The organism is Polaromonas sp. CG_9.11 (assembly GCF_015752225.1).
GTDB lineage: Bacteria > Pseudomonadota > Gammaproteobacteria > Burkholderiales > Burkholderiaceae_C > Polaromonas.
In genome coordinates this window covers 31,396-51,445 of the sequence record NZ_JADOVE010000012.1, presented here as the reverse complement: position 1 = coordinate 51,445, position 20,050 = coordinate 31,396, and the positions used below count along the sequence as shown (strand labels likewise).

Here is a 20,050-nt window from a genome sequence, read left to right as displayed (position 1 = left end):
TGCCGGATATGCGCAAACGGTCTTTTTCAGGCTAAGGTTTGAGCGGCAACGCTGCATTCACCACCGGCATCGCCTCGCCCGGCTCCTTCCACCCTCCACCCAGCGTCTTGTACAGCGTGACCTGGCTTTGCAGTTGCGCCAGCCGGGTCTGCACCACGGCTTGCTGCGCCGTGAACAGCGAGCGCTGCGCGTCGAGCAGGTCGAGCTGGCTGGCAATGCCGTTCTGGTAGCGCAGGTTGGACAGCTTGTAGCGAACGCCTTCGGCATTGGCCTGCGCCTGCTGCGCACGCAACTGCTCGCCCAGCGTGGCGCGGCCGGCCAGCGCATCGGCGACTTCGCGGAACGCCGTCTGGATGGATTTTTCGTACTGCGCCACGGCAATGTCACGCTGCACCTTGGCCGACTCCAGACCGGCGCGGTTGCGGCCGGCGTCAAAAATCGGCAGGAACAGCTGGGGCGCCAGCGTCCAGCCAAAGCTGCCGCTCTTGAACAAATCCCCCAGGTGCGAACTGGCGCTGCCAGCGCTGGCCGTCAGCGAAATTTTCGGGAAAAACGCTGCCCGCGCCGCGCCGATATTGGCGTTGGACGCCAACAGCAACTGCTCGGCCTGGCGCACGTCGGGGCGTCGCGTCAGCAGGTCCGACGGCAAGCCCGCCGGTACGTCAACCATCACCGGCATGTCGGCCAGGCCCTTGCCCGCTGGCAAAGCCACAGCCAGCTCGCCGGTGGCCGGCTGACCCAGCAGCAAGACCAGCGCGTTCTGGCCCTGCGCGCGCTGGCGCGTCAGCTGCGCCAGCGAGACGCGCGCCGCCTCGATCAGCGACTCGGACTGGCGAACATCAAGCTCCGAACTCACGCCATTGTCAAAGCGCAGCTGGCTCAGGCGAAACGAGTCCTCGCGCGTGGCCAGCGTCTGCCGCGTGATGCCGATCAGCTCTTCATCGGCCAGCAGGCTGAGGTAGGTGTTGGCGACGGCCGCGACCAGGCTGATCTGCGCGGACTTGTGCCCTTCCTCGGTGGCCAGGTACTGGCCCAGCGCGGCTTCTTTCAGGCTGGCGACACGGCCGAAAAAGTCGAATTCGTAAGACGTCATCGCCAGGCCCGCGGTGTAGACGCTGGTGATGCGTTCGTTCGCCGCAGGCTGGCGCGAACCGGTGGCGACAGCGCCAATCGTCGGAAACTGGTCGGCCCGGCGAATCTGGAACTGCGCCCTGGCCTGCGCGATGTTGAGCACCGCCACGCGCAGGTCGCGGTTGTTGCGCAGTGCCGCGTCGATCAGCTGGCGCAGCCGGGCATCGCTGAAAAATCCCTGCCATTCGATGTCGGCAGCGGCCATGCCGTTGCTGGTCGTTGCGGACGCAGCGGCGGTAGCGCCCAGCGCGGGCCAGTCGGTGGCGATGGGCGCGGCCGGACGCTCGTAGGTCGGAATCATCGAGCAGCCGGCCAGCAGCACCGCAATGCTCACGGCAAGGCGTTGGAAAATTTTGGTCTTAGTCATGTGCTGGCTTTCCTTCTTGTCCGCCCACGCCTGCCGCCCTGGCATGCTCGGTGTAGATTTGCTGCTGCCGTGCGCTGCCCTTGAAAAAGCCGCGAATCACGACAAAGAACACCGGCACGAACAGCACCGCCAGCACCGTGCCGGTGATCATGCCGCCAATCACGCCGGTGCCGATGGCCCGTTGGCTGGCGGAACTTGCGCCGGTGGCAATCGCCAGGGGCAGCACGCCCAGCATGAAGGCCAGCGATGTCATGATGATGGGCCGGAACCGCAGGTGCGCGGCGGTCAGCGCCGCCTCGACCACGCCCTTGCCCTGCGCCTGCAGGTCCTTGGCGAATTCGATGATCAGAATCGCATTCTTCGCCGACAGGCCGATGATGGTGATCAGGCCCACCTGGAAATACACGTCGTTGGCATACCCCCGGAACAAGGTCGCCAGCAGCACGCCCACCACGCCCAGCGGCACGACCAGGATCACCGCCAGCGGAATCGACCAGCTTTCATACAGCGCAGCCAGGCACAGGAACACCGCCAGGATGGCAAAGCCATAGAGGATCATGGCTTGAGAGCCGGCGAGCTTTTCCTCGCGCGACTGGCCACTCCATTCAAAGCCGAAGCCCTGCGGCAACTGGGCCGCCATCTTTTCCATCTCGGCCATGGCCGCGCCCGTGCTGTAGCCTGGCGCGGCGGCGCCGCTGATGCGCATCGCCGGATAGCCGTTGTAGCGAACCGTCTGCATCGGACCTTTGGCCCAGTGCGTGGTCGCAAAGGCGGACAGCGGAACCGACTCGCCTTTGCTGTTGCTGGCGTTGATCTGCAGCAGGTCGTCGGGCTGCATGCGGGCCGGCGCGTCAGCCTGCACCACGACGCGCTGCAAACGGCCCTGATTCGGGAAGTCGTTCACATAGCTCGAACCGAGCGAGGTGGACAGTGCCGAGTTGATGGCCTCAAAGCTCACGCCCAGGGCGTTGGCCTTGTCACGGTCAATGTCGAGCTGCAGCTGCGGCGCGTCTTCCAGGCCATCGGGCCGCACCTGCGCAAGCACCGGGTTCTTGCCCGCCATGCCGAGCAGCTGGTTGCGCGCGGCCAGCAGCGCATCACCACCCGCGCCCGAGCGGTCCTGCAGCCGAAAGGTAAAGCCGCTGGCCGAACCGAGTTCGGGAATCGGCGGCGGGCTGAGCGGGAACACGAACGCATCGCGAATCCGCGAGAATGCGCCAAACGCCCGTCCGGCCAGCGCATCGGCCTGCTGGCTGGCGTCCTTGCGCTCGGACCAGTCCTTGAGCGTGACGAAAGCCAGGCCGGCATTCTGGCCCTGACCGGAGAAGCTGAAACCCAGCACGCCGACCATGCCCTCGACCTCGGGCTGCTTGAGCATGAAGCCTTCGACCTGCTCCATCACGGCGCGGGTGCGCTCCAGCGTGGCGCCCGGCGGCAGTTGCACGTTGACCAGCAGCGTGCCCTGGTCTTCGGCAGGCAAGAAGGACGTCGGCAAACGCGTGTAGACCAGCGCCACCACGCCGATGATGGCCGCGTAGATGATCAGGTAGCGACCGGCGCGCTTCAAAAGACGCGCGACCAGGCTTTCATACCCCTTGGCGGTGCGCGAAAACCCCCGGTTGAACCAGCCGAAAAAACCGGTTTTTTCATGCTGATGGCCGGCTTCCACCGGCTTGAGCAGCGTGGCGCACAGTGCAGGCGTGAGCGACAGCGCCAGGAAGGCTGAAAAGCCGATCGACGCGATCATGACGGCGGAAAACTGGCGGTAGATATTGCCCACCGAGCCGGCAAAAAAGGCCAGCGGCACAAACACCGAGATCAGGACCACGGTGACGCCAATGATGGCGCCCGAGATCTGCCCCATAGCCTTGCGCGTGGCTTCCAGTGGCGGCAGGCCTTCCTCGCTCATGATGCGTTCGACATTCTCGACCACCACGATGGCATCATCGACCACGATGCCGATCACCAGCACCATGCCGAACATCGTCAGCACGTTGATGGAAAAGCCCAGCGCCAGCAGCGTGGCGAAGGTGCCCAGCAGGGCAATCGGCACGACGATGGTCGGGATGATGGTGTAGCGCCAGTTCTGCAGGAACAGGAACATCACCAAAAACACCAGCACCACCGCCTCGACCAGCGTCTCGGCCACTTGCTTGATGGAGATGCTGACAAAGCGCGAGCTGTCGTAGGGAATCGAATAGTTCACGCCCGGTGGAAAGTAGGGCTTGAGCTGCTCCATCTTGGCGCGCACCGCCTTGGCGGCATCAAGCGCATTGCCACCCACCGCCAGTTGCAGGCCGATGCCGGTGGCAGGCTTGCCGTTCAGCCGCGCCGAGGTGGCATAGGTCTGCGCGCCAAGCTCGATGCGGGCCACGTCCTTCAGGCGCACGGTCGAGCCGTTGGTGGTGGCCCGCAAGACGATGTCGCCGAACTGCTCGACGCTGGAGAGCTGGCCGTTGATCACGACGGTGGCGGCGATGCCCTGGCCGGCCACATTGGGCAGATCGCCAATCGTGCCGGAGGCGATCTGGGCATTCTGGGCGCGTATGGCACTGGTGACATCGGCCGATGACAGCGCAAAACCCGCCAGCTTGGCCGGGTCTATCCAGATGCGCATGGCGCGCTCGGTGCCAAACAGCTGCGCCTGACCGATACCGGTCAGGCGCTGAAGCTCGGGAATCACGTTGCGCGAGGCATAGTCACCCAGCGCCACCGGGTCGATCGCCGGGTTTGCGGACGACAGCATGGTGAACAGCAGGAAATTCGAGCGCGACTTGTCCACCCGAACGCCCTGCTGCGTCACCGCCTGCGGCAGGCGCGGCGCGGCGCGTGACAGGCGGTTTTGCACATCGACTTGTGCCAGGTCGGGGTTGGTGCCGGTCTCGAAGGTCAGCGTCAGCGTGCCACTGCCGTTGGCCTGGGAAACCGACTCCATGTAAATAAGGCCTGGCAAGCCGTTCATCTCGCGCTCGATCACGCTGAGCACACTGTCTTCGAGGGTCTTCGCAGAAGCGCCGGGGTAGCTGGCCGTCACCACGATGGAAGGCGGCGCCACTGGCGGATACTGGGCAATCGGCAGTTGCGTGACAGCCACGCTGCCCAGCACCAGAATGAACAGGGCTATCACCCACGCAAAGATGGGTCGGTCAATAAAAAACTTGGCCATGCGGTGTGCTCCTTACTTCGCGGCGTCGGACGCGGCAGAAGCCGAAGGCGCAGCGCCAGCAACCACCGGCGCCGCGGCGCCAGCGACAGGCGCGGAAGCGGTGCCGGCCGGCGACGAAGCAGCGCCTGCCGGTTGCCATGGCACGGCCTTGACCGGCGTACGGGGCGGCATCATCTGCAGCTTTTGAAAGCCATCGACCATCACCTGCTCACCGGCTTGCAGGCCGTCCAGCACCACCCATTGGGGGCCTTTGGACGAGCCGATCCTGATCGTTCGCGGCGTGACTTTTCCATCGCTGCCCACCACCATGACCGTGTCGCCTTGCGCCGTTCGCGTGACCGCCTGCTGCGGCAAGGTGATGGCATTGGTGGCCTGGGCCTGTTCGAGCCGCACGCGCACATACAGGCCGGGCAGCAATTGCCCGCGCGGATTGGGCACTTCGGCTCGCAAGGTGATCTGTCCGGTGGTGGAATCAACCGTCAGGTCGGAAAACAGCAGCCGACCGGGCTGGGCGTACTCGCTGCCGTCCTCCAGCATGATGCGCACGCTGGCCGCCTCGGGGCCGCTGGCCCGCTTGAACTGGCCACTGGCCATGGCCGAGCGCAGTTTCATCACGTCGGAAGCCGACTGCGTGAAATTCACATACATCGGATTGATCTGCTGAATGACGGCCAGCTGCGTCGCCTCGCCCTGCCCGACCAGCGCACCTTCGGTCACCAGCGAGCGGCCAATGCGGCCTGAAATGGGCGCCTTCACCGAGGCGTAACCCAGCGTGATGCTGGCGGTCTGCACATTCGCCTTGCCCACGGCCACGTCGGCCGCCGCCTGCTTTTGCGCGGCGATGGCATTGGCATATTCCTGCTTGCTGATGGCGTTGGCTTCGACCAGCGGCTTGTAGCGCTCGGCCAGCGCCGTCGCCTGCGCCAGGTTGGCCTCGGCGCGTGCCTGTCCGGCACGCGCGCTGGCGGCCGCAGCAGCATACGGGGCAGCATCGATCGTGAACAGCGGCTGGCCCGCCTTCACGTCACTGCCTTCGCGGAACAGCCGCTTTTGCAGGATGCCTGCCGCCCGCGCCCGCACCTGCGCGATGCGCGAAGCTTCCAGACGGCCGGGCAATTCGGTGACCAGGCCCACATCGCCTGGCGTGACCGTTACCACCCCGACCTGGGGCGGTGGCCGCGCCGCGCTCGGAGCCGCAGCCGGTGCAGCGCCCTTGCCGCAGCCAGCCACAAACAATGCAAGAACAACAGCCATTACAAGCGACAGCTGACGCCCGAACCTGATGGGCAAAAAAGTACGGGCAATGCTGGGCATAGGCATATCTGTTCCTGGGGTTTTAGAAGAAAAGGCACAAAAAAATTGCGTGGTTCCGGCAGAGGCAAAACGAATCTGCCAAAAACCAAAAATCCAATGATAGGGGAGCAAGGGTTTACGATGCTATAGTTTACATACGTTTTTGAATGTATGTAAAACCATACGTAATTGATCTCAGGAGATGTCCATGGCCCGCAGAACCAAAGAGGAAGCACGCGAAACGCGAAACAAACTGCTGGATTCAGCGGAAGGACTGTTTCAATCCCAAGGCGTCGCAAGCACCACGCTGCAGGACATTGCCCTTCACGCTGGAGCCACGCGCGGTGCCGTTTATTGGCATTTCAAGGACAAGGCCGACCTCTTTGACGCCATGATGGAGCGGGTCACGCTGCCCCTTGAAAGCTACTTCAGCCACGAACAGAGCCCGGAGGAAACCAACAGCGACTCCGGCACCCAGGCACTCACGCACACGAGAAGCGCAATCCTGAAAGCGCTCCATCAAATCGTGAACGACCCGCAGACACGCCGCGTCCTGGAGATTGCCACGCAAAAGGTGGAATACATGGAAGGCATCCGAAACATTCGCCTTCGGCACCTGACCGCCTGCAATGGTTTTTTATGCCGGGTTACCCAAGGGCTTGACACCGCCTCGCGACAGAAAAACCTCAAGCTGTCCGTGCCGAGTGCACTGGCTGCGCGAGGGTTGCACGCGCTGATTGACGGGTTGATACAAAACTGGCTGCTCGACCCACAAGCCTTCGACCTGCAGGAAGCCGGTCAAAGCACGATGGACATTTACTTCAAAGGCCTTGGGTTCAGCGTCGAGTAGAAAAACCTGCGCGATTACAAACGGAATGAACCAAAAAAACGCGCAACCTGTGAGGATTGCGCGTTGAATTTGGCGGAAACGGAGGGATTCGAACCCTCGATGAGGCTCTACACCCCATACTCCCTTAGCAGGGGAGCACCTTCGGCCACTCGGTCACGTTTCCAATTCAAACATTATCGCACGACTTAGGTGCTGTTTCAGTTCACGGGCTGATCCAGGTCAAATGCCTTGTGCAGCGCCCGCACTGCAAGTTCCATGTATTTCTCATCGATCACGACCGAGGTTTTGATTTCGCTCGTAGAGATCATCTGGATGTTGATGCCCTCCTCGGCCAGCACGCCGAACATCTTGCTGGCAATGCCAACATGGCTGCGCATTCCAATGCCGACGATGCTGACTTTGCAGATTTTGGCGTCGCCGGTGACTTCCTGCGCGCCCAGTGCGGGCACGACCTTCGATTTGAGCAGCTCCAGGGTTTTGGCAAAGTCGTTGCGATGCACGGTAAAACTGAAGTCGGTCTTGCCGTCCTTGCTGATGTTCTGGATGATCACATCGACTTCGATGTTGGCCTCGGCCACGGCGCCCAGAATCTGGTAGGCAATGCCCGGGGTGTCGGGCACGCCAAGCACAGAGATTTTGGCTTCGTCGCGGTTGAATGCGATGCCCGATACGATGGCTTGTTCCATGTTTTCGTCTTCCTCAAAACTGATCAATGTGCCTGATTTGGCTTCGTCGTCGATGTCAATATCCCAGGCGGTAAAGCTGGACAGCACCCGCAGAGGCACCTTGTACTTGCCGGCAAACTCGACCGAGCGGATTTGAAGTACCTTGGAGCCCATCGAGGCCATTTCCAGCATTTCCTCGAAGCTCACGGTATGCAGCCGGCGCGCCTCAGGCACAACGCGCGGGTCGGTGGTGTACACGCCATCGACATCGGTGTAGATCAGGCATTCGTGCGCCTTGAGCGCGGCGGCAATCGCCACGGCCGAGGTGTCGGATCCGCCCCGGCCCAGCGTGGTGACATTGCCGCCCTCGTCCATGCCCTGGAAACCGGTGATGATGACCACCTTGCCGGCGTTCAGGTCGGCGCGCACCTTTTGGTCGTCGATCGACTCGATGCGCGCCTTGGTGTAAGCGCTGTTGGTCTTGATGGTGACCTGCCAGCCGGCGTAGCTCACCGCCTGCATGCCCTCGGCCTGCAGCGCAATGGCCAGCAGCGCGCTGGAAGCCTGCTCGCCGGTGGCGGCCAGGGCGTCGAGTTCGCGGCTGTAGGAATCATCGGATTTGGCGGGTGCCAGTTCTTTCGCCAGGCCCAGCAGGCGGTTGGTTTCGCCGCTCATGGCGCTGGGAACCACGACCATCTGGTGGCCGGCGCGTGCCCACTTGGCAACGCGTTTGGCAACGTTGCGAATGCGCTCGGTTGAGCCCATTGAAGTGCCGCCGTATTTGTGAACGATCAAAGCCATTGCGGTTGGTCAATCAGGAGTTGGTGGTGAAGTGGTTTCTCCTGCTGGCGACCCGTAAAAAAGCTTTCGAAAAAGCCCGCTTTTCAGCTCGGCAGCAAAGCCTTTGATTATAACCAGCGCAATTTTCGATCATCGATCTGTGGCGGTGGCGGCGTAATGCAGGCTACCGCCCTGCCGCGTCACGTGGCCCGTCGCCACCTTGAGATGAATCCGGTGGCCACGTGTGGTGCAGGCTACCACCTGGTGCAGCAATTGGTCCAGTTGCGCCGCGCTTGGCGTGGCCTGCTGGAGCAGCAACCAGTGACGCAGCAAATTGGCCTGGCGCGCCGTCGACAAAGCCTGCACAGCCTGGATGACGGGCGGGTTGCCGGCGGCGGTCAGATCCTGCATGGCAATCTCGACCAACACTGCCTGCGCCTGCGCGGCATGACGCGCACTGCGTGCAAACGTCGCCAGGAACTGAGGAAACACCTGCGCCAGTGCGGGCATCAAACGTGCCCGGATGCGGTTGCGGGTATAGCGTTCGTCGGTGTTGGTCGGGTCATCAACAAAAGGAATCTGCTGCTGCACCAACCATTGCCTGAGAACGTCCGACGGGGTTTGCAGCAGCGGCCGGTAAAACACCATGCCGCCGCGCTCGAACCGCGCCGGCATGGCCGACAGGCCAGGCAGCCCTGCGCCCCGGCTCAGTGCCAGCAGCAGGGTTTCGACCTGGTCGTCGGCGTGTTGCCCGAGCAGCACGCATTTCGTGCCCTGCGCCAATGCTGCAGTCGCCAGCGCCGCATAACGCGCGCGCCGCGCCGCGTCTTCAGGACTCTCACCAGAAGCATGGGTGGCGTCGACATGAACCACATGCAAGGGCGCACCGACTCTTGCACACACTGCGGTGCAGACACGGACAAAGTCATCAGCAGCTGCCTGAAGTCCATGGTGGACATGGAAGGCATCGACCTGGCCCGGCCAGCGCCGGGCTGCAGCCAGCAGCAAGGCGGTTGAATCGGCGCCACCGCTGTAAGCCACGCCCATCGGCAAAGGTGGATCTGCAGGGAACAGGGAGTCAATGCCCGCCACTGCCGGGTTGACCGGCTTTTTGAGAGACGCCGCGCCTGGCAGCAATAAGGGCAATGAGGGCAACAGACTATTTGCCGACGTCAGCTTTGGTGTCGGTGAAGCGGCCATAGCTTTGCAGCCGGTCATAGCGACGGTTGAGCAGTTCCTTGACCGGCAGGTCGCTGACTTGGCGGAAGGCATCGTTCAGCGCGCGCTTGAGAAAGGCCGACATCTGTTTCGGGTCGCGATGCGCGCCGCCGACCGGCTCGTTGACGATCTTGTCGATGACGCCGAGCGCCTTGAGCCGGTGCGCAGTGATGCCCAGCGCTTCGGCCGCATCCTGCGCCTTTTCGGAGGTTTTCCACAAAATCGACGCGCAGCCTTCAGGGCTGATGACCGAATAGATCGAATACTGCAGCATCACCACCTGGTCGGCCACCGAGATGGCCAGCGCACCGCCGGAGCCACCCTCGCCGATGATGGTGGTGATGATCGGCACTTCTAACTGCGCCATTTCGAAGATGTTGCGACCGATGGCCTCGGACTGGCCGCGTTCCTCGGCTTCGATGCCGGGGTAGGCGCCCGGCGTGTCAACAAAAGTAAACACCGGCATCCTGAATTTTTCCGCCGTCTTCATCAAGCGCAGCGCCTTGCGGTAGCCCTCGGGCTTGCTCATGCCGAAATTGCGCAGGCCGCGCTCCTTGGTATCACGGCCTTTTTGATGGCCCAGTACCATGCAGGCATTGCCGTTGAAGCGGGCCAGGCCGCCGACGATGCTCAGGTCGTCGGCAAAATGCCGGTCGCCATGCAGTTCGACAAAATCGGTGAAGAGGTCCCGGATGTAGTCCAGCGTGTAGGGCCGCTCGGCATGGCGAGCGATCTTGGTGATCTGCCAGGGCGTCAGGACGCTGTAGATGTCCTTGGTGAGTTGCTGGCTTTTTTTCGCCAGTTGCTCTATTTCATCCGAAATATCGACCGCTGACTCGGTTTGCACATAACGCAATTCTTCAATTTTTCCTTCAAGCTCCGCAATCGGCTGCTCGAAATCGAGAAATGTCTTTTTTGCCATGTTAATCCTCAGACTTTTAATTCTTGATCGGGCAGTCGGTGAAGCGAACTGCACACCGTCCGTCAGGCGCCGGACACAATTTTCGGATCCAGCGAGCGCCAAATATACCAAGTCGCCACGCTGCAGTACGGCGCCCAGGCGGCGGCGACTTCCCGTGCGTCGCTGCGGCTGACCGATTCGCCGGAAAAATAGTTGTGGCTGATGCCATTGATCAGCCCGACATCGTCGAGCGGCAGCACGTTGGGCCGCGTCAGGTAAAACATCAGGAACATCTCGGCCGTCCAGCGGCCGATGCCGCGAATCGCGATCAACTCGGCAATGATGGTTTCATCGTCCATCGCCTGCCAATCCTGCACATGAACGCGGCCGGCGTCGAAATGAATCGACAGGTCCACCAGGTATTCGACCTTTCGCGCACTCAGGCCAGCCGCGCGCATGTCGTCAATCTTCAGGCGCAGCACATGGGCTGGCGTCATTTCAGCGGGCAAGGCGGCAAAGCGGTGCCAGACGGTCTGCGCGGCCTTCACGGAAATCTGCTGGCCGACAATGCTGCGCGCCAGCGTGCTGAAGGCATCGCCACGCGACTGCAGGCAGGTGCTGCCGAACTGCGGAATCAGGCGTTTCATGACCCGGTCCTTCTTGACCAGGTGCTTGCAGGCATCCAGCCAGTACGGCGGCACGATGATGGTGGGTTCCGGGGCGCCAGCCTTGTCGGTGAGTTCGATGGGCGCTACATTGGCTGTGTCGGCGCTTACTATGTTTTTCATAGCTGCTGGCCCATGACAGACGTGCGCAAAAGGCATGAAACGCTTAAAAATTTTGAGTTTTTCACGATTTCACCTCCCAGCTCGTTCCCTGGGGCGAGTCTTTCAGCACGATGCCCTGGTCCACCAGTTCGGTGCGGATGCGGTCTGCCGCCGCAAAGTCCCTGGCCTGCTTGGCTTCAGCACGCTGCATGATCAGCGCTTGGATGGCCTCGTCGTCCAGCCTTGACCCAGCCTGCAGGTAAGCCGAGGGCTCGGTTTGCAGCAGGCCCAGGCAGGCGCCCAGCGCTTTCAGCAGCCCGGCCAGTTCGGCGGAACCGGTCCGGTTTACCTCGCCCGCCAGATCGAACAGCACCGCCATCGCTTCGGGCGTGCCAAAGTCCTCGTCCATCGCTGCTTTGAAACGGGCGGCAAACGGACCCGCCCAGTTGATCATCACCGCAGCCGGCTTCACCAGATCCAGGGCGGTATACAGGCGCTTGAGCGCATTGCGCGCATCGTCGAGGTGGGCGTCGCTGTAGTTGAGTGCGCTGCGGTAGTGCGCGCGCAGGATGAAAAAGCGCACGGTTTCGGCATCGTATTTTTCCAGCACCTCGCGGATGGTGAAGAAATTGCCCAGCGACTTGGACATTTTCTCGTTGTCCACGCGCACGAAGCCGTTGTGCACCCAAAAACGGGCCAGCGGCTGGCCATTGGCGCCTTCGCTCTGGGCAATCTCGTTTTCGTGGTGCGGAAACTGCAGGTCGGCGCCGCCGCCATGGATGTCGAAGGTCTCGCCCAGCGTGGCGCAGCTCATGGCCGAGCATTCGATGTGCCAGCCAGGCCGGCCTTTGCCATAGTCATGGCCCAACGCGGCGCTGTCCCACTTCGCGTCCTCGGGTTCGGTGTCCTTGGCCGACTTCCACAGCACGAAGTCCAGCGGGTCGTCCTTGCCTTCGAGCACGGCGACGCGCTCGCCAGCGCGCAACTCGTCAAGCGACTTGCCCGACAGCTTGCCGTAGCCAACAAACTTGCGCACCGCGTAGTTCATGTCGCCGCCCGAACCGCGGTAGGCCAGTCCTTTTTTTTCAAGGGTGCCGATCATCGCCAGCATCTGCGGCACGTAATCGGTCGCGCGCGGCTCCAGCGTTGGCGGCTCGATGTTCAGGGCGCCGATGTCCTGGTGCATGGCCTGAATCATCTCGTCGGTCAAAGCGCGTATCGTGATGCCGCGCTCGACAGCGCGCTTGATGATCTTGTCGTCGATGTCGGTGATGTTGCGCACATAGGCGACCTGATAGCCGCTGACCTTGAGCCAGCGCTGCACCACGTCAAAGGCCATCATCATCCGCGCATGGCCGATGTGGCAAAGATCGTAAATCGTCATGCCGCAAACATACATGCGGACCTGGCCGGGAACAATAGGGGAAAAATCTTCTACGGCACGCGACAACGTGTTGTAAATGCGAAGGCTCATGGAAATTGGCTGGATGCGTGTTCTGACGTGGAAATGCCAGGAAGAAAAAAAGAAAAACCTGAATATCCGCGCGCCACCGGCGGCGATGGCGCTGAAAAAAGAAGCGAAATTCTTCGGAAAAAACCGGGAAGGAACAACAGGGCAAGGAGGGTGACTATACCCCCTCAGCTAGAATTAAACACTATTTCGAGCCGGTCCGGGCAGCTGTCAGGGTGCGAAAATTCGGCCCGGACCGGCTTGTCACCTCGCCACCTTGCGCCTTCGCGCGGCCCCCTGTTTGCCCAAAAACAACGAGAGTCCTATGCCCACGCGAGCCGTTCATTTCTGCAAGCCCTTTTCATTTTTGCCAGCCACCCTATTGCTGTTCGCGCTGCTTGGCTCGCCGGCAGTCCATGCCGACGAGTACACCGATGTCAACCAGCTGATCAGCGCCGGTCAGTTCCCCCAGGCGCTGGCCAGCGCCGACCGCTACCTGGCGGCCAAGCCGCGCGATCCGCAGATGCGCTTCCTCAAGGGTGTGGTCCAGAGCGGATCTGCCCAGACCGCCGAAGCCATGGAAACCTTTGCCCAGCTCAACCGGGACTATCCGGAACTGCCCGAGCCCTACAACAACCTGGCCGTGTTGTATGCCGGCTTGGGCCAGTTCAACAAGGCCAGGGAATCGCTGGAAATGGCCATTCGGCTGAACCCGCGCTATGCCACCGCCCATGAAAACCTGGGCGACATCCACGCCCGGCTGGCCAGCCAGTCCTACAGCCGCGCGCTGCAGCTCAATGCCGCGAACGCCGCGTTACCACCCAAGCTGGCACTGGTCAACCAGTTGCTGATGCCCGCCGCCAAGGCTGCCATACCAGCCAAGACGCCTTGATTTCAATATTTACCTTTTGAAAGAAATCCACTCCATGAAAATTCCTGGCACCGCTATCACCCGCCGAAGCACAACGCTCCTGCTGGCCGCCCTTACCTGGAGCGCCGGCGTGGCCCTAGCGGCCGAGCCCGCGCCCAAGGTCAAATTTGCCACCAGCGAAGGCGACTTTGTGGTCGAGGTCTATCCCGACAAGGCGCCCAAGACGGTCGAGAATTTTCTCCAGTACGTCAAGGACAGGCACTATGACGGCACGATTTTTCACCGGGTGATCAGCAACTTCATGGTGCAGGGCGGTGGCTACGATGCCGCTTATGCCGAAAAGAAAACCCGCGCCCCGGTGGTGCATGAAGGCCGCGAGGCGCTGGCCAAGGGCGGCCCGAAAAACGTCGTTGGCACGCTGGCCATGGCCCGCACGAATGACCCCAACTCCGCCTCGTCGCAGTTTTTTATCAACGTGAATGACAATGACTTCCTGAACCCGAGCGCCCTGGCCCCCGGCTACACAGTGTTCGGCAAGGTCACCAGCGGCATGGACGTGGTGGGCAAGATCAAGTCCGTGGCCACCGGCAGCGGTGGCCCTTTCCCGTCGGACGTTCCCAAGACGCCCGTCATGATCAAATCTGCAACCCTTGTCAACTAACCCACTCTTAAAGGAAAAACACATGAGCAATCCTAAAGTCGAACTGCACATTGCCAAATACGGCGTCATCACCCTGGAACTTGACGCTGAAAAAGCGCCCAAGTCGGTCGCCAACTTCCTGAGCTACGTCAACAAGGGCCATTACGACGGCACGGTGTTCCACCGTGTGATTCCGGGCTTCATGGTCCAGGGCGGCGGGTTTGCGGTCGGCATGACGCAAAAACCGACCGACGGCGAGATCGAGAACGAAGCCACCAACGGCCTGAAAAACGACATGTACACCGTCGCCATGGCCCGCACCAATGCGCCGCATTCGGCCAGTTCGCAGTTCTTCATCAACGTCGGCAACAACGGCTTTCTGAACCACACCGGCCAGAACGCTTCGGGCTGGGGTTACGCCGTGTTCGGCAAGGTCGTCTCGGGCACCGAGGTGGTGGACCAGATCAAGGCCGTCAAGACCGGCCGCAAGGGTTTTCATGACGACGTTCCGCTCGAAGACGTGGTGATCGAAAAAGCCGTCGCGCTGGCCTGAAGCGGCCGCCGGACTGAGCCCGTCTGAGTCCGCCATGCAACCTTTTGCGACCGTGCCCCCTTTGGCCGAGCTTGTGGCTCCGCCATCGTGGCGCACGGTCGATTTCATTTCCGACCTGCACCTGAACGCCGACGAGCCCGCCACCTTCGAGGCCTGGCAGGCTTATATGCAGGGCACGCCGGCCGATGCGGTGTTCATCCTGGGCGACCTGTTTGAAGTCTGGGTCGGCGACGATGCCGTCAGCGCCGACTTCAAGGCCCAGCCGGAAGCGAGTTTTGAAAACCGCTGCGCCAGCGTGCTGGCCCAGGCGGGCAGCCGGCTGGCGCTTTTTTTCATGCACGGCAACCGCGATTTCCTGGTCGGCCCGGATCTCATGGACGCCTGCCACGCCAGCTTGCTCGGCGACCCGACGGCACTTGGCTTTGCCGGCCGGCGCTGGCTGCTGTCGCATGGCGATGCGCTGTGCCTGGACGACACCGACTACCTGGCGTTCCGCCGCCAGGTGCGCAGCCCCGGCTGGCAGCAGGCCTTCCTGGCCCGGCCGCTGGCCGAACGCTTGGGCCTGGCGCGCGAGATGCGTCGTCAAAGCGAGGCGCGCAAACGCTCAGGCATGGACTACGGCGACGTGGACCACAATGCCGCGCGGCAGTGGCTGGAGGCAGCGAATGCTCCCACACTGATCCACGGCCACACCCACAAGCCCGCGTTGCACGACCTGGGCAAGGGCCTGTCACGCATGGTGCTGAGCGACTGGGACGCCGGGGCCAGCGTACCGCGCGCCGAAGTGCTTCGACTGGACAGCAGCGGCCTGCAGCGCATCGCCGTGGATTGCGCATGAGGCCTGCACCTTGCTGAACTGGCTGAACTGGCTGAACAGCCTGGCGGGCGCCCTCGGTCTGCCCGGCACCCGACCCAAGGCCATTCCTGAAGCGCTGTGGCAATCGACGCTGCAGCATTACCCTTTCCTGGCGCGGCTTCCCCCCGCCGAGCGTCAGGCGCTTCGCTTGACCGTGGGCCGGTTCCTGCAGAACAAGGAATTCAGCGGCGCGCACGACCTGGAAGTGACCGACGAAATGGCCGTGGCGATTGCCGCGCAGGCGTGTTTGCCGGTTCTGCACCTGGGCCTTGGCTGGTATGACGATTTCACCGGCATCGTCGTGCATCCCGGCGCCATGCTGGCGCGGCGCAAGGCCATCGATCACGCCGGCGTGGTTCACGACTACCGGGAAGCGCTGCTGGGCGAAGCAATGCAAGGCGGCCCGGTCACCCTGAGCTGGCAGGATGTGGCTGCCTCGGGCAGTTCAGCCGAACATGGCCACAACGTGGTGATCCACGAATTCATCCACAAGATCGACATGCGCGATGGCGCGGCCGACGGCTGCCCGCCCCTGCCCTCGCGCGCCGCCCATGCTGCCTGGCACGACACCATGCAGGCCGCCTACGACCGCTTTTGCGAGCAGGTCGCCATGGCCGAACGCTTCGGCGGCGAGCCGCCCTGGCTCGACGCCTATGGCGCCAGCGCGCCGGCTGAATTCTTTGCCGTGGCCTGCGAGGCTTATTTCGTGAACCGCGAACGCTTCATCCATGACTTTGCCGACGTGTCCTGTCTGTTTGACCAGTTTTTCAAGCAAAAATAGGCTTTTGCGCAAGCAGTACTTATGCTTGCAGCTATATATTTAATAGCATCGAAGGTCGGTTCAGGGAACGGTGACGCGACACCGGCGCCTGCACAGCTTTCAGGACTTACGCTTTACTAACAATAAAAAGTGTAGATTCCAGCCACGTCAGCGGGTCATCAGGCAAGACACCGGCCAAAAACAAAAAATTCCATGAACATCTTCAAGCAGCTGTTTGGCCGCTTCCTCGCTTCGCGCCACACCCGTCACCTGTTTCGCCGCCGGGTCATCCTGGAGTCGCTGCCCAAGGAATCGACCGCCCCGGCGCTTACAGCGTTGGCCGAGAACGGCATCACCGTGAAGGTGCTGACCGGCGACAATGCGCTGGTGACCGCCGAAGTCTGCCGCCAGGTCGGCCTGCAGGTTGCAAGGCAACGTGCTGGGCCCGCAAATTGACACGATGGACGACCAGGCGCTGGCCGAAGCGGTCGAGCACCACACCATTTTTGCCAAGTTCTCGCCGCTGAACAAGGAGCGCATCGTGCGCAGCCTGCGCAGCAACGGCCACGTCGTCGGCTTTATGGGCGACGGCATCAACGACGCGCCGGCGCTGCGGGCCGCCGACATCGGCATTTCGGTGAATACCGCCGTCGATATTGCCAAGGATGCGGCCGACATCATCCGGTTGGAGCGCAGCCTGCCCGCTGCTGGGCATGACGTTGTTCATCACAGTGGCGGACATTTTTCTGCCCATGGGGCCCTTGGCCAGTTATTTCAAGCTGGAAGCGCTGCCGCTGGCCTATTTTGGCTGGCTGGTGGCGATATTGCTGGGCTATGCGGTGCTGACGACGCTGATGAAACGCGATGACATCCGGCGTTTTGGCTGGCAGTAGCCAAGCAGGCGCCGCGCTGCAGCCCGCGCGGCTTAATCTTCCTTTAAGGCGGCAGTTTTAGGATGGGCATGCAAAAGTCCGGCGAAAGCCTCATCTGCTGTTGCCAACCCACCCAATTGCCTGAACGGCCACTCAAAAAAAAGAAGCACCATGCGCAAACGCACTTCCATTGCGACAGTCAGCAGCAAACCCTATGCGTCCCTGGCCGTGCTGCTTCACTGGACGCTGGCCGTCCTGATCATCGGGATGGTCGCGCTGGGCTGGTACATGACGGAGATTGAAGACGATCCGGGCAGCGCCTGGTTCTTCACCCTGCACAAATCCATCGGCCTGGTGATTGCCGGGCTGGTGCTTTTGCGCCTGGTCTGGCGGCTGGGTCATCTGCCCGAGCCCTTGCCCGCCAGACTGCCGTCCTGGCAGGTCAACGCGTCACGGGCAACCCACGGGCTGCTGTACGCCGCCATGCTGGCCATGCCCACGTTTGGCATCGTCGGTTCGCTGCTGAGCAAGAAAGGCATCGTGTTTTTTGGACTTCCCCTGCCCCGGGTGTTTCAAGCCAATCACGACCTGGCGGAAACCTTCTTCAATGCGCACTCATTCACCACCTGGATTTTGGTGGTGCTGGTGTCGCTGCATGTGCTGGCCGGGCTCAAGCATCTGGTGATTGACAAAGACGGGGTTTTCCAGCGGATGTGGTTTTCACGTTAAGGCACGCACGATGGCAATCGATCCACTTGAGTCCCTCCCGTCGCAGGAAGCCGATGAATCGGCTTTTTCCAAATTCCGCAAGCTGAACCAGTGCGTCGCCATCACGGTGGCGCTGCTGGCCACCTTCATGGGCATCTGCAAGGTCAAGGACGACAACATCGTCCAGTCCATGCAGCAGGCCCAGGCCAACAAGATCGACCACTGGAATTTCTACCAGGCGCGCAACATCCGCGAGGAAGTGGCCAAGGGAACGCTGCTTCAGCTGCGGCTTGCCGCGCCTTCCCAGCCAGCCTCGGAACGCGCGCATTACCAGCAGGCGATTGACCAGTATGCGCAACTGGCTGCGGATCAGGCCAAAAAGAAGGATGAGTTGAAGGCTCAGGCCGAGCAGGACCAAAAGGACTACGACGCCGCCAACTTCCGGGATGACCAGTTTGACCTGGCCGATGCACTGCTGGCGATTGCAATTTCCCTGCTGGCGGTGACGGCGCTGACGCATTTCTGGTGGTTGTACTTCGTGGCGCTGGTGCCCACGGGCTTTGGCGTGCTGATGGGTTTGTCAGGACTGGCTGGCTGGGGCATTCACCCGGATGCGCTGATCCGGTTGTTGTCGTGACCGGAGTTATCTTGGCAACTCGGCCACCCTTGTTGCCGAACTTGCACGGCGGAGGTGGCTGGGCAGCGACTGTTTGATACGTGGCGGACTACGGGAAACCTCGTTGCGCTACGCGTATCGATGAGCGCTGGCAGGAGGCCCGACCCCAAAGACGCAAAGGCGCTCTGCAAAAAGGCGCGTTCTTTGAAAAAACGCAAGAAAAATGGTTTTACCGCTTTATTCATAAGCACTTTTAGCTATTTTTTAAATAGCATTTCACAACATCCGAGGGGCAGCGCCGTAGAGCCAGGGGATGTCCAGCAGCTTTTCTCCCAGCAGCTTCATCGAGGCATCGCGCGCCCAGCGCAGTGGCCCCCGGGCATGGAATATCTGGCCGTTGCGCATCGACCGGGCCTGCACCCGGGCATTGCGCTGCCAGCGGTTCAGGGCATAGCGCTGCAGCACCGTCGGCACGTCGAAAGCCGGGTCCCGGGCCACGGCCAGCATGGAACCCAGTTCGGCCGCATCTTCAATCGCCATGCCGGCGCCCTGCGCCAGGTAGGGCCGCATCGGGTGCGCCGCATCGCCGAGCAGGGCCACACGGCCCTGGGCCTGCTGGTGCGCACCGCTCATGGGCGGCCGGTCGCTTAGCGGCCACAGACGCCAGCTGGGGCTGTCCTTGCCGCCGCCATCGGTCACCGCCTGGATCAGGTCCTGCAGCAACTTGGCCGTTTGACCCATGGCTTGCTGCAGGTCGGCCGCGTTGGCATGGTGGTCCCAGCTTTGCAGGTCGCCCGCCACCTGGCCCTGGACAATGACCACCACGTTCAGCCATTCGCCGCTGCGCACCGGGTAATGCACCACATGCAGCCGGGGGCCCAGCCAGACGGTGACCTGCTGGCTGCGCAGTCGCGCCGGCAGCCTGATTTGCGACAGCATGGCGCGGTAGGCCAAGTGGCCGGTGGCACGCGGCGGCGCATCGTTCAGCATCTGCTGGCGCAAGCGGCTCCAGAGCCCATCGGCGCCAATCAGCGCATCGCCCTCGACTTCCAGCAATGGCGCGGCTTGCACGGGATGCAGGCCAAGGGTGGACGCCGCTGCAGGCTGCGTTCGCAAGGTGACGGCGTGTCCGCTGTCGGCATAGGCGGTCACGGAAGTGTTCAGCTTGAGCCAGACATGGTCGCGCGCCTGTACGCCTTGGAGCAGCAACGCATGCAGGTCAGCGCGGTGAAGGGTCAGGTAAGGCGCGCCGTATTTTTTCAGCGCGCGCTGGCCAAGCGGCAACGTGCCCAGTTCCTGGCCCGACAGGGCGTCACGCACCACCAGGCGCTCGGGAAAGGCTGCCACCCGCTCCAGTGCGCCCTGCAGGCCCCAGTCATGCAGCAGCCTGACCACGTTCGGTCCCAGCTGGACGCCCGCGCCGACTTCGCTAAAGACAGGCGCCCGCTCGTACAGCCGGACACCCCAGCCAGCGCGCGATATGGCCAACGCCGCCGCGAGCCCGCCGATGCCGCCGCCGGCAATCAAGGCCTGGCGCCTCATGCGCGGCACGCTGCAAGGGTCATGGTTTCAGCACAAGCCCCGGA

The 20,050-nt window shown here is 62.3% G+C and carries 18 protein-coding genes, 1 tRNA gene and 1 pseudogene; 10 read left to right on the top strand and 10 right to left on the bottom strand.

Annotated elements, in window-relative coordinates:
- Nucleotides 1-31 precede the first annotated feature (31 nt).
- Genes IWX85_RS11420 through IWX85_RS11410 form a run of 3 tightly spaced genes read right to left on the bottom strand, consistent with a single transcriptional unit; the run spans nt 32 to nt 5,984 of the window.
- The gene (locus tag IWX85_RS11420) at nt 32-1,498 is read right to left on the bottom strand and encodes an efflux transporter outer membrane subunit (protein ID WP_196869804.1); all 1,467 of its coding nucleotides are present in this window, start codon (nt 1,496-1,498) and stop codon (nt 32-34) included.
- Nucleotides 1,491-4,664 (bottom strand): efflux RND transporter permease subunit, encoded by a 3,174-nt coding sequence (locus tag IWX85_RS11415; RefSeq protein WP_196869803.1) that lies wholly within the window; start codon nt 4,662-4,664, stop codon nt 1,491-1,493. The genes IWX85_RS11420 and IWX85_RS11415 overlap by 8 nt, the downstream gene beginning before the upstream one ends.
- Before the next feature lie 12 nt (nt 4,665-4,676).
- Nucleotides 4,677-5,984, bottom strand: a complete 1,308-nt coding sequence (locus tag IWX85_RS11410) for an efflux RND transporter periplasmic adaptor subunit (RefSeq protein ID WP_196869802.1) — start codon at nt 5,982-5,984, stop codon at nt 4,677-4,679.
- Nucleotides 5,985-6,165: 181 nt separating this feature from the next.
- On the opposite strand from IWX85_RS11410, the gene IWX85_RS11405 reads away from it, so the two are divergent.
- Nucleotides 6,166-6,807, top strand: a complete 642-nt coding sequence (locus tag IWX85_RS11405; protein ID WP_196869801.1) for a TetR family transcriptional regulator — start codon at nt 6,166-6,168, stop codon at nt 6,805-6,807.
- 70 nt (nt 6,808-6,877) lie between these two features.
- Here IWX85_RS11405 and IWX85_RS11400 read toward each other — a convergent pair.
- From IWX85_RS11400 to cysS, 6 genes are all read right to left on the bottom strand, one after another.
- Nucleotides 6,878-6,970: transfer RNA gene (locus IWX85_RS11400), tRNA-Ser, on the bottom strand.
- Nucleotides 6,971-7,004: 34 nt separating this feature from the next.
- A complete protein-coding gene (locus tag IWX85_RS11395) occupies nt 7,005-8,273 on the bottom strand; it encodes an aspartate kinase (RefSeq protein WP_196869800.1) in 1,269 nt (422 codons plus the stop codon).
- A gap of 129 nt (nt 8,274-8,402) precedes the next feature.
- Nucleotides 8,403-9,299: a tRNA lysidine(34) synthetase TilS gene (gene tilS, locus IWX85_RS11390; RefSeq protein ID WP_231379706.1), complete on the bottom strand. Its 897-nt coding sequence runs from the start codon at nt 9,297-9,299 to the stop codon at nt 8,403-8,405.
- A 112-nt stretch (nt 9,300-9,411) separates the two neighbouring features.
- Nucleotides 9,412-10,392: an acetyl-CoA carboxylase carboxyltransferase subunit alpha gene (locus IWX85_RS11385; RefSeq protein ID WP_196869798.1), complete on the bottom strand. Its 981-nt coding sequence runs from the start codon at nt 10,390-10,392 to the stop codon at nt 9,412-9,414.
- A 62-nt stretch (nt 10,393-10,454) separates the two neighbouring features.
- Nucleotides 10,455-11,159 (bottom strand): DNA-3-methyladenine glycosylase, encoded by a 705-nt coding sequence (locus IWX85_RS11380; RefSeq protein WP_036804829.1) that lies wholly within the window; start codon nt 11,157-11,159, stop codon nt 10,455-10,457.
- A gap of 61 nt (nt 11,160-11,220) precedes the next feature.
- On the bottom strand, nt 11,221-12,612 hold the full coding sequence (gene cysS, locus IWX85_RS11375) for a cysteine--tRNA ligase (protein WP_036804831.1): 1,392 nt from the start codon (nt 12,610-12,612) through the stop codon (nt 11,221-11,223).
- Here cysS and IWX85_RS11370 point away from each other — a divergent pair.
- The 9 genes and pseudogenes from IWX85_RS11370 to IWX85_RS11325 all read left to right on the top strand — a co-directional run bounded on the left by IWX85_RS11370 (nt 12,611) and on the right by IWX85_RS11325 (nt 18,485).
- Nucleotides 12,611-12,766 (top strand): hypothetical protein, encoded by a 156-nt coding sequence (locus IWX85_RS11370; RefSeq protein WP_196869797.1) that lies wholly within the window; start codon nt 12,611-12,613, stop codon nt 12,764-12,766. The two genes, cysS and IWX85_RS11370, sit on opposite strands and share 2 nt — an antisense overlap.
- Nucleotides 12,767-12,955: 189 nt before the next feature.
- Nucleotides 12,956-13,480 carry a tetratricopeptide repeat protein gene (locus tag IWX85_RS11365; protein WP_231379699.1) on the top strand — a complete coding sequence of 175 codons (525 nt, stop codon included), beginning with the start codon at nt 12,956-12,958 and terminating at the stop codon, nt 13,478-13,480.
- A gap of 34 nt (nt 13,481-13,514) precedes the next feature.
- Nucleotides 13,515-14,120 (top strand): peptidylprolyl isomerase, encoded by a 606-nt coding sequence (locus IWX85_RS11360; RefSeq protein ID WP_196869795.1) that lies wholly within the window; start codon nt 13,515-13,517, stop codon nt 14,118-14,120.
- Nucleotides 14,121-14,142: 22 nt separating this feature from the next.
- Nucleotides 14,143-14,652, top strand: a complete 510-nt coding sequence (locus IWX85_RS11355; RefSeq protein ID WP_036804839.1) for a peptidylprolyl isomerase — start codon at nt 14,143-14,145, stop codon at nt 14,650-14,652.
- Between the two features lie 34 nt (nt 14,653-14,686).
- On the top strand, nt 14,687-15,490 hold the full coding sequence (locus IWX85_RS11350; RefSeq protein ID WP_196869794.1) for a UDP-2,3-diacylglucosamine diphosphatase: 804 nt from the start codon (nt 14,687-14,689) through the stop codon (nt 15,488-15,490).
- Nucleotides 15,491-15,500: 10 nt separating this feature from the next.
- Entirely contained in the window at nt 15,501-16,289 is a 789-nt protein-coding gene (locus IWX85_RS11345; RefSeq protein ID WP_370584265.1) for a zinc-dependent peptidase, read from the top strand.
- Nucleotides 16,290-16,571: 282 nt separating this feature from the next.
- A pseudogene (locus tag IWX85_RS11335) lies at nt 16,572-17,161 on the top strand (HAD-IC family P-type ATPase); the annotation flags it as partial.
- A 150-nt stretch (nt 17,162-17,311) separates the two neighbouring features.
- Nucleotides 17,312-17,869 (top strand): cytochrome b, encoded by a 558-nt coding sequence (locus IWX85_RS11330; RefSeq protein WP_051984034.1) that lies wholly within the window; start codon nt 17,312-17,314, stop codon nt 17,867-17,869.
- Between the two features lie 10 nt (nt 17,870-17,879).
- Entirely contained in the window at nt 17,880-18,485 is a 606-nt protein-coding gene (locus tag IWX85_RS11325; RefSeq protein WP_051984035.1) for a DUF4337 domain-containing protein, read from the top strand.
- Nucleotides 18,486-18,740: 255 nt separating this feature from the next.
- On the opposite strand, the gene IWX85_RS11320 is transcribed toward IWX85_RS11325, so the two are convergent.
- Complete coding sequence (locus IWX85_RS11320; RefSeq protein WP_196869792.1) at nt 18,741-20,006, bottom strand: FAD-dependent monooxygenase; 1,266 nt, start codon at nt 20,004-20,006, stop codon at nt 18,741-18,743.
- Nucleotides 20,007-20,050: the final 44 nt, after the last annotated feature.

Coding starts and splice junctions, on each gene's coding strand:
- IWX85_RS11380 (WP_036804829.1), bottom strand. CDS start 11,159: ATGAAAAACATAGTAAGCGCCGACACAGCCAATGTAGCGCCCATCGAA.
- IWX85_RS11320 (WP_196869792.1), bottom strand. CDS start 20,006: ATGAGGCGCCAGGCCTTGATTGCCGGCGGCGGCATCGGCGGGCTCGCG.
- IWX85_RS11385 (WP_196869798.1), bottom strand. CDS start 10,392: ATGGCAAAAAAGACATTTCTCGATTTCGAGCAGCCGATTGCGGAGCTT.
- cysS (WP_036804831.1), bottom strand. CDS start 12,612: ATGAGCCTTCGCATTTACAACACGTTGTCGCGTGCCGTAGAAGATTTT.
- IWX85_RS11325 (WP_051984035.1), top strand. CDS start 17,880: ATGGCAATCGATCCACTTGAGTCCCTCCCGTCGCAGGAAGCCGATGAA.
- IWX85_RS11370 (WP_196869797.1), top strand. CDS start 12,611: ATGGAAATTGGCTGGATGCGTGTTCTGACGTGGAAATGCCAGGAAGAA.
- IWX85_RS11420 (WP_196869804.1), bottom strand. CDS start 1,498: ATGACTAAGACCAAAATTTTCCAACGCCTTGCCGTGAGCATTGCGGTG.
- IWX85_RS11350 (WP_196869794.1), top strand. CDS start 14,687: ATGCAACCTTTTGCGACCGTGCCCCCTTTGGCCGAGCTTGTGGCTCCG.
- IWX85_RS11410 (WP_196869802.1), bottom strand. CDS start 5,984: ATGCCTATGCCCAGCATTGCCCGTACTTTTTTGCCCATCAGGTTCGGG.
- IWX85_RS11405 (WP_196869801.1), top strand. CDS start 6,166: ATGGCCCGCAGAACCAAAGAGGAAGCACGCGAAACGCGAAACAAACTG.
- IWX85_RS11355 (WP_036804839.1), top strand. CDS start 14,143: ATGAGCAATCCTAAAGTCGAACTGCACATTGCCAAATACGGCGTCATC.
- IWX85_RS11360 (WP_196869795.1), top strand. CDS start 13,515: ATGAAAATTCCTGGCACCGCTATCACCCGCCGAAGCACAACGCTCCTG.
- IWX85_RS11395 (WP_196869800.1), bottom strand. CDS start 8,273: ATGGCTTTGATCGTTCACAAATACGGCGGCACTTCAATGGGCTCAACC.
- IWX85_RS11330 (WP_051984034.1), top strand. CDS start 17,312: ATGCGCAAACGCACTTCCATTGCGACAGTCAGCAGCAAACCCTATGCG.
- IWX85_RS11415 (WP_196869803.1), bottom strand. CDS start 4,664: ATGGCCAAGTTTTTTATTGACCGACCCATCTTTGCGTGGGTGATAGCC.
- tilS (WP_231379706.1), bottom strand. CDS start 9,299: ATGGGCGTGGCTTACAGCGGTGGCGCCGATTCAACCGCCTTGCTGCTG.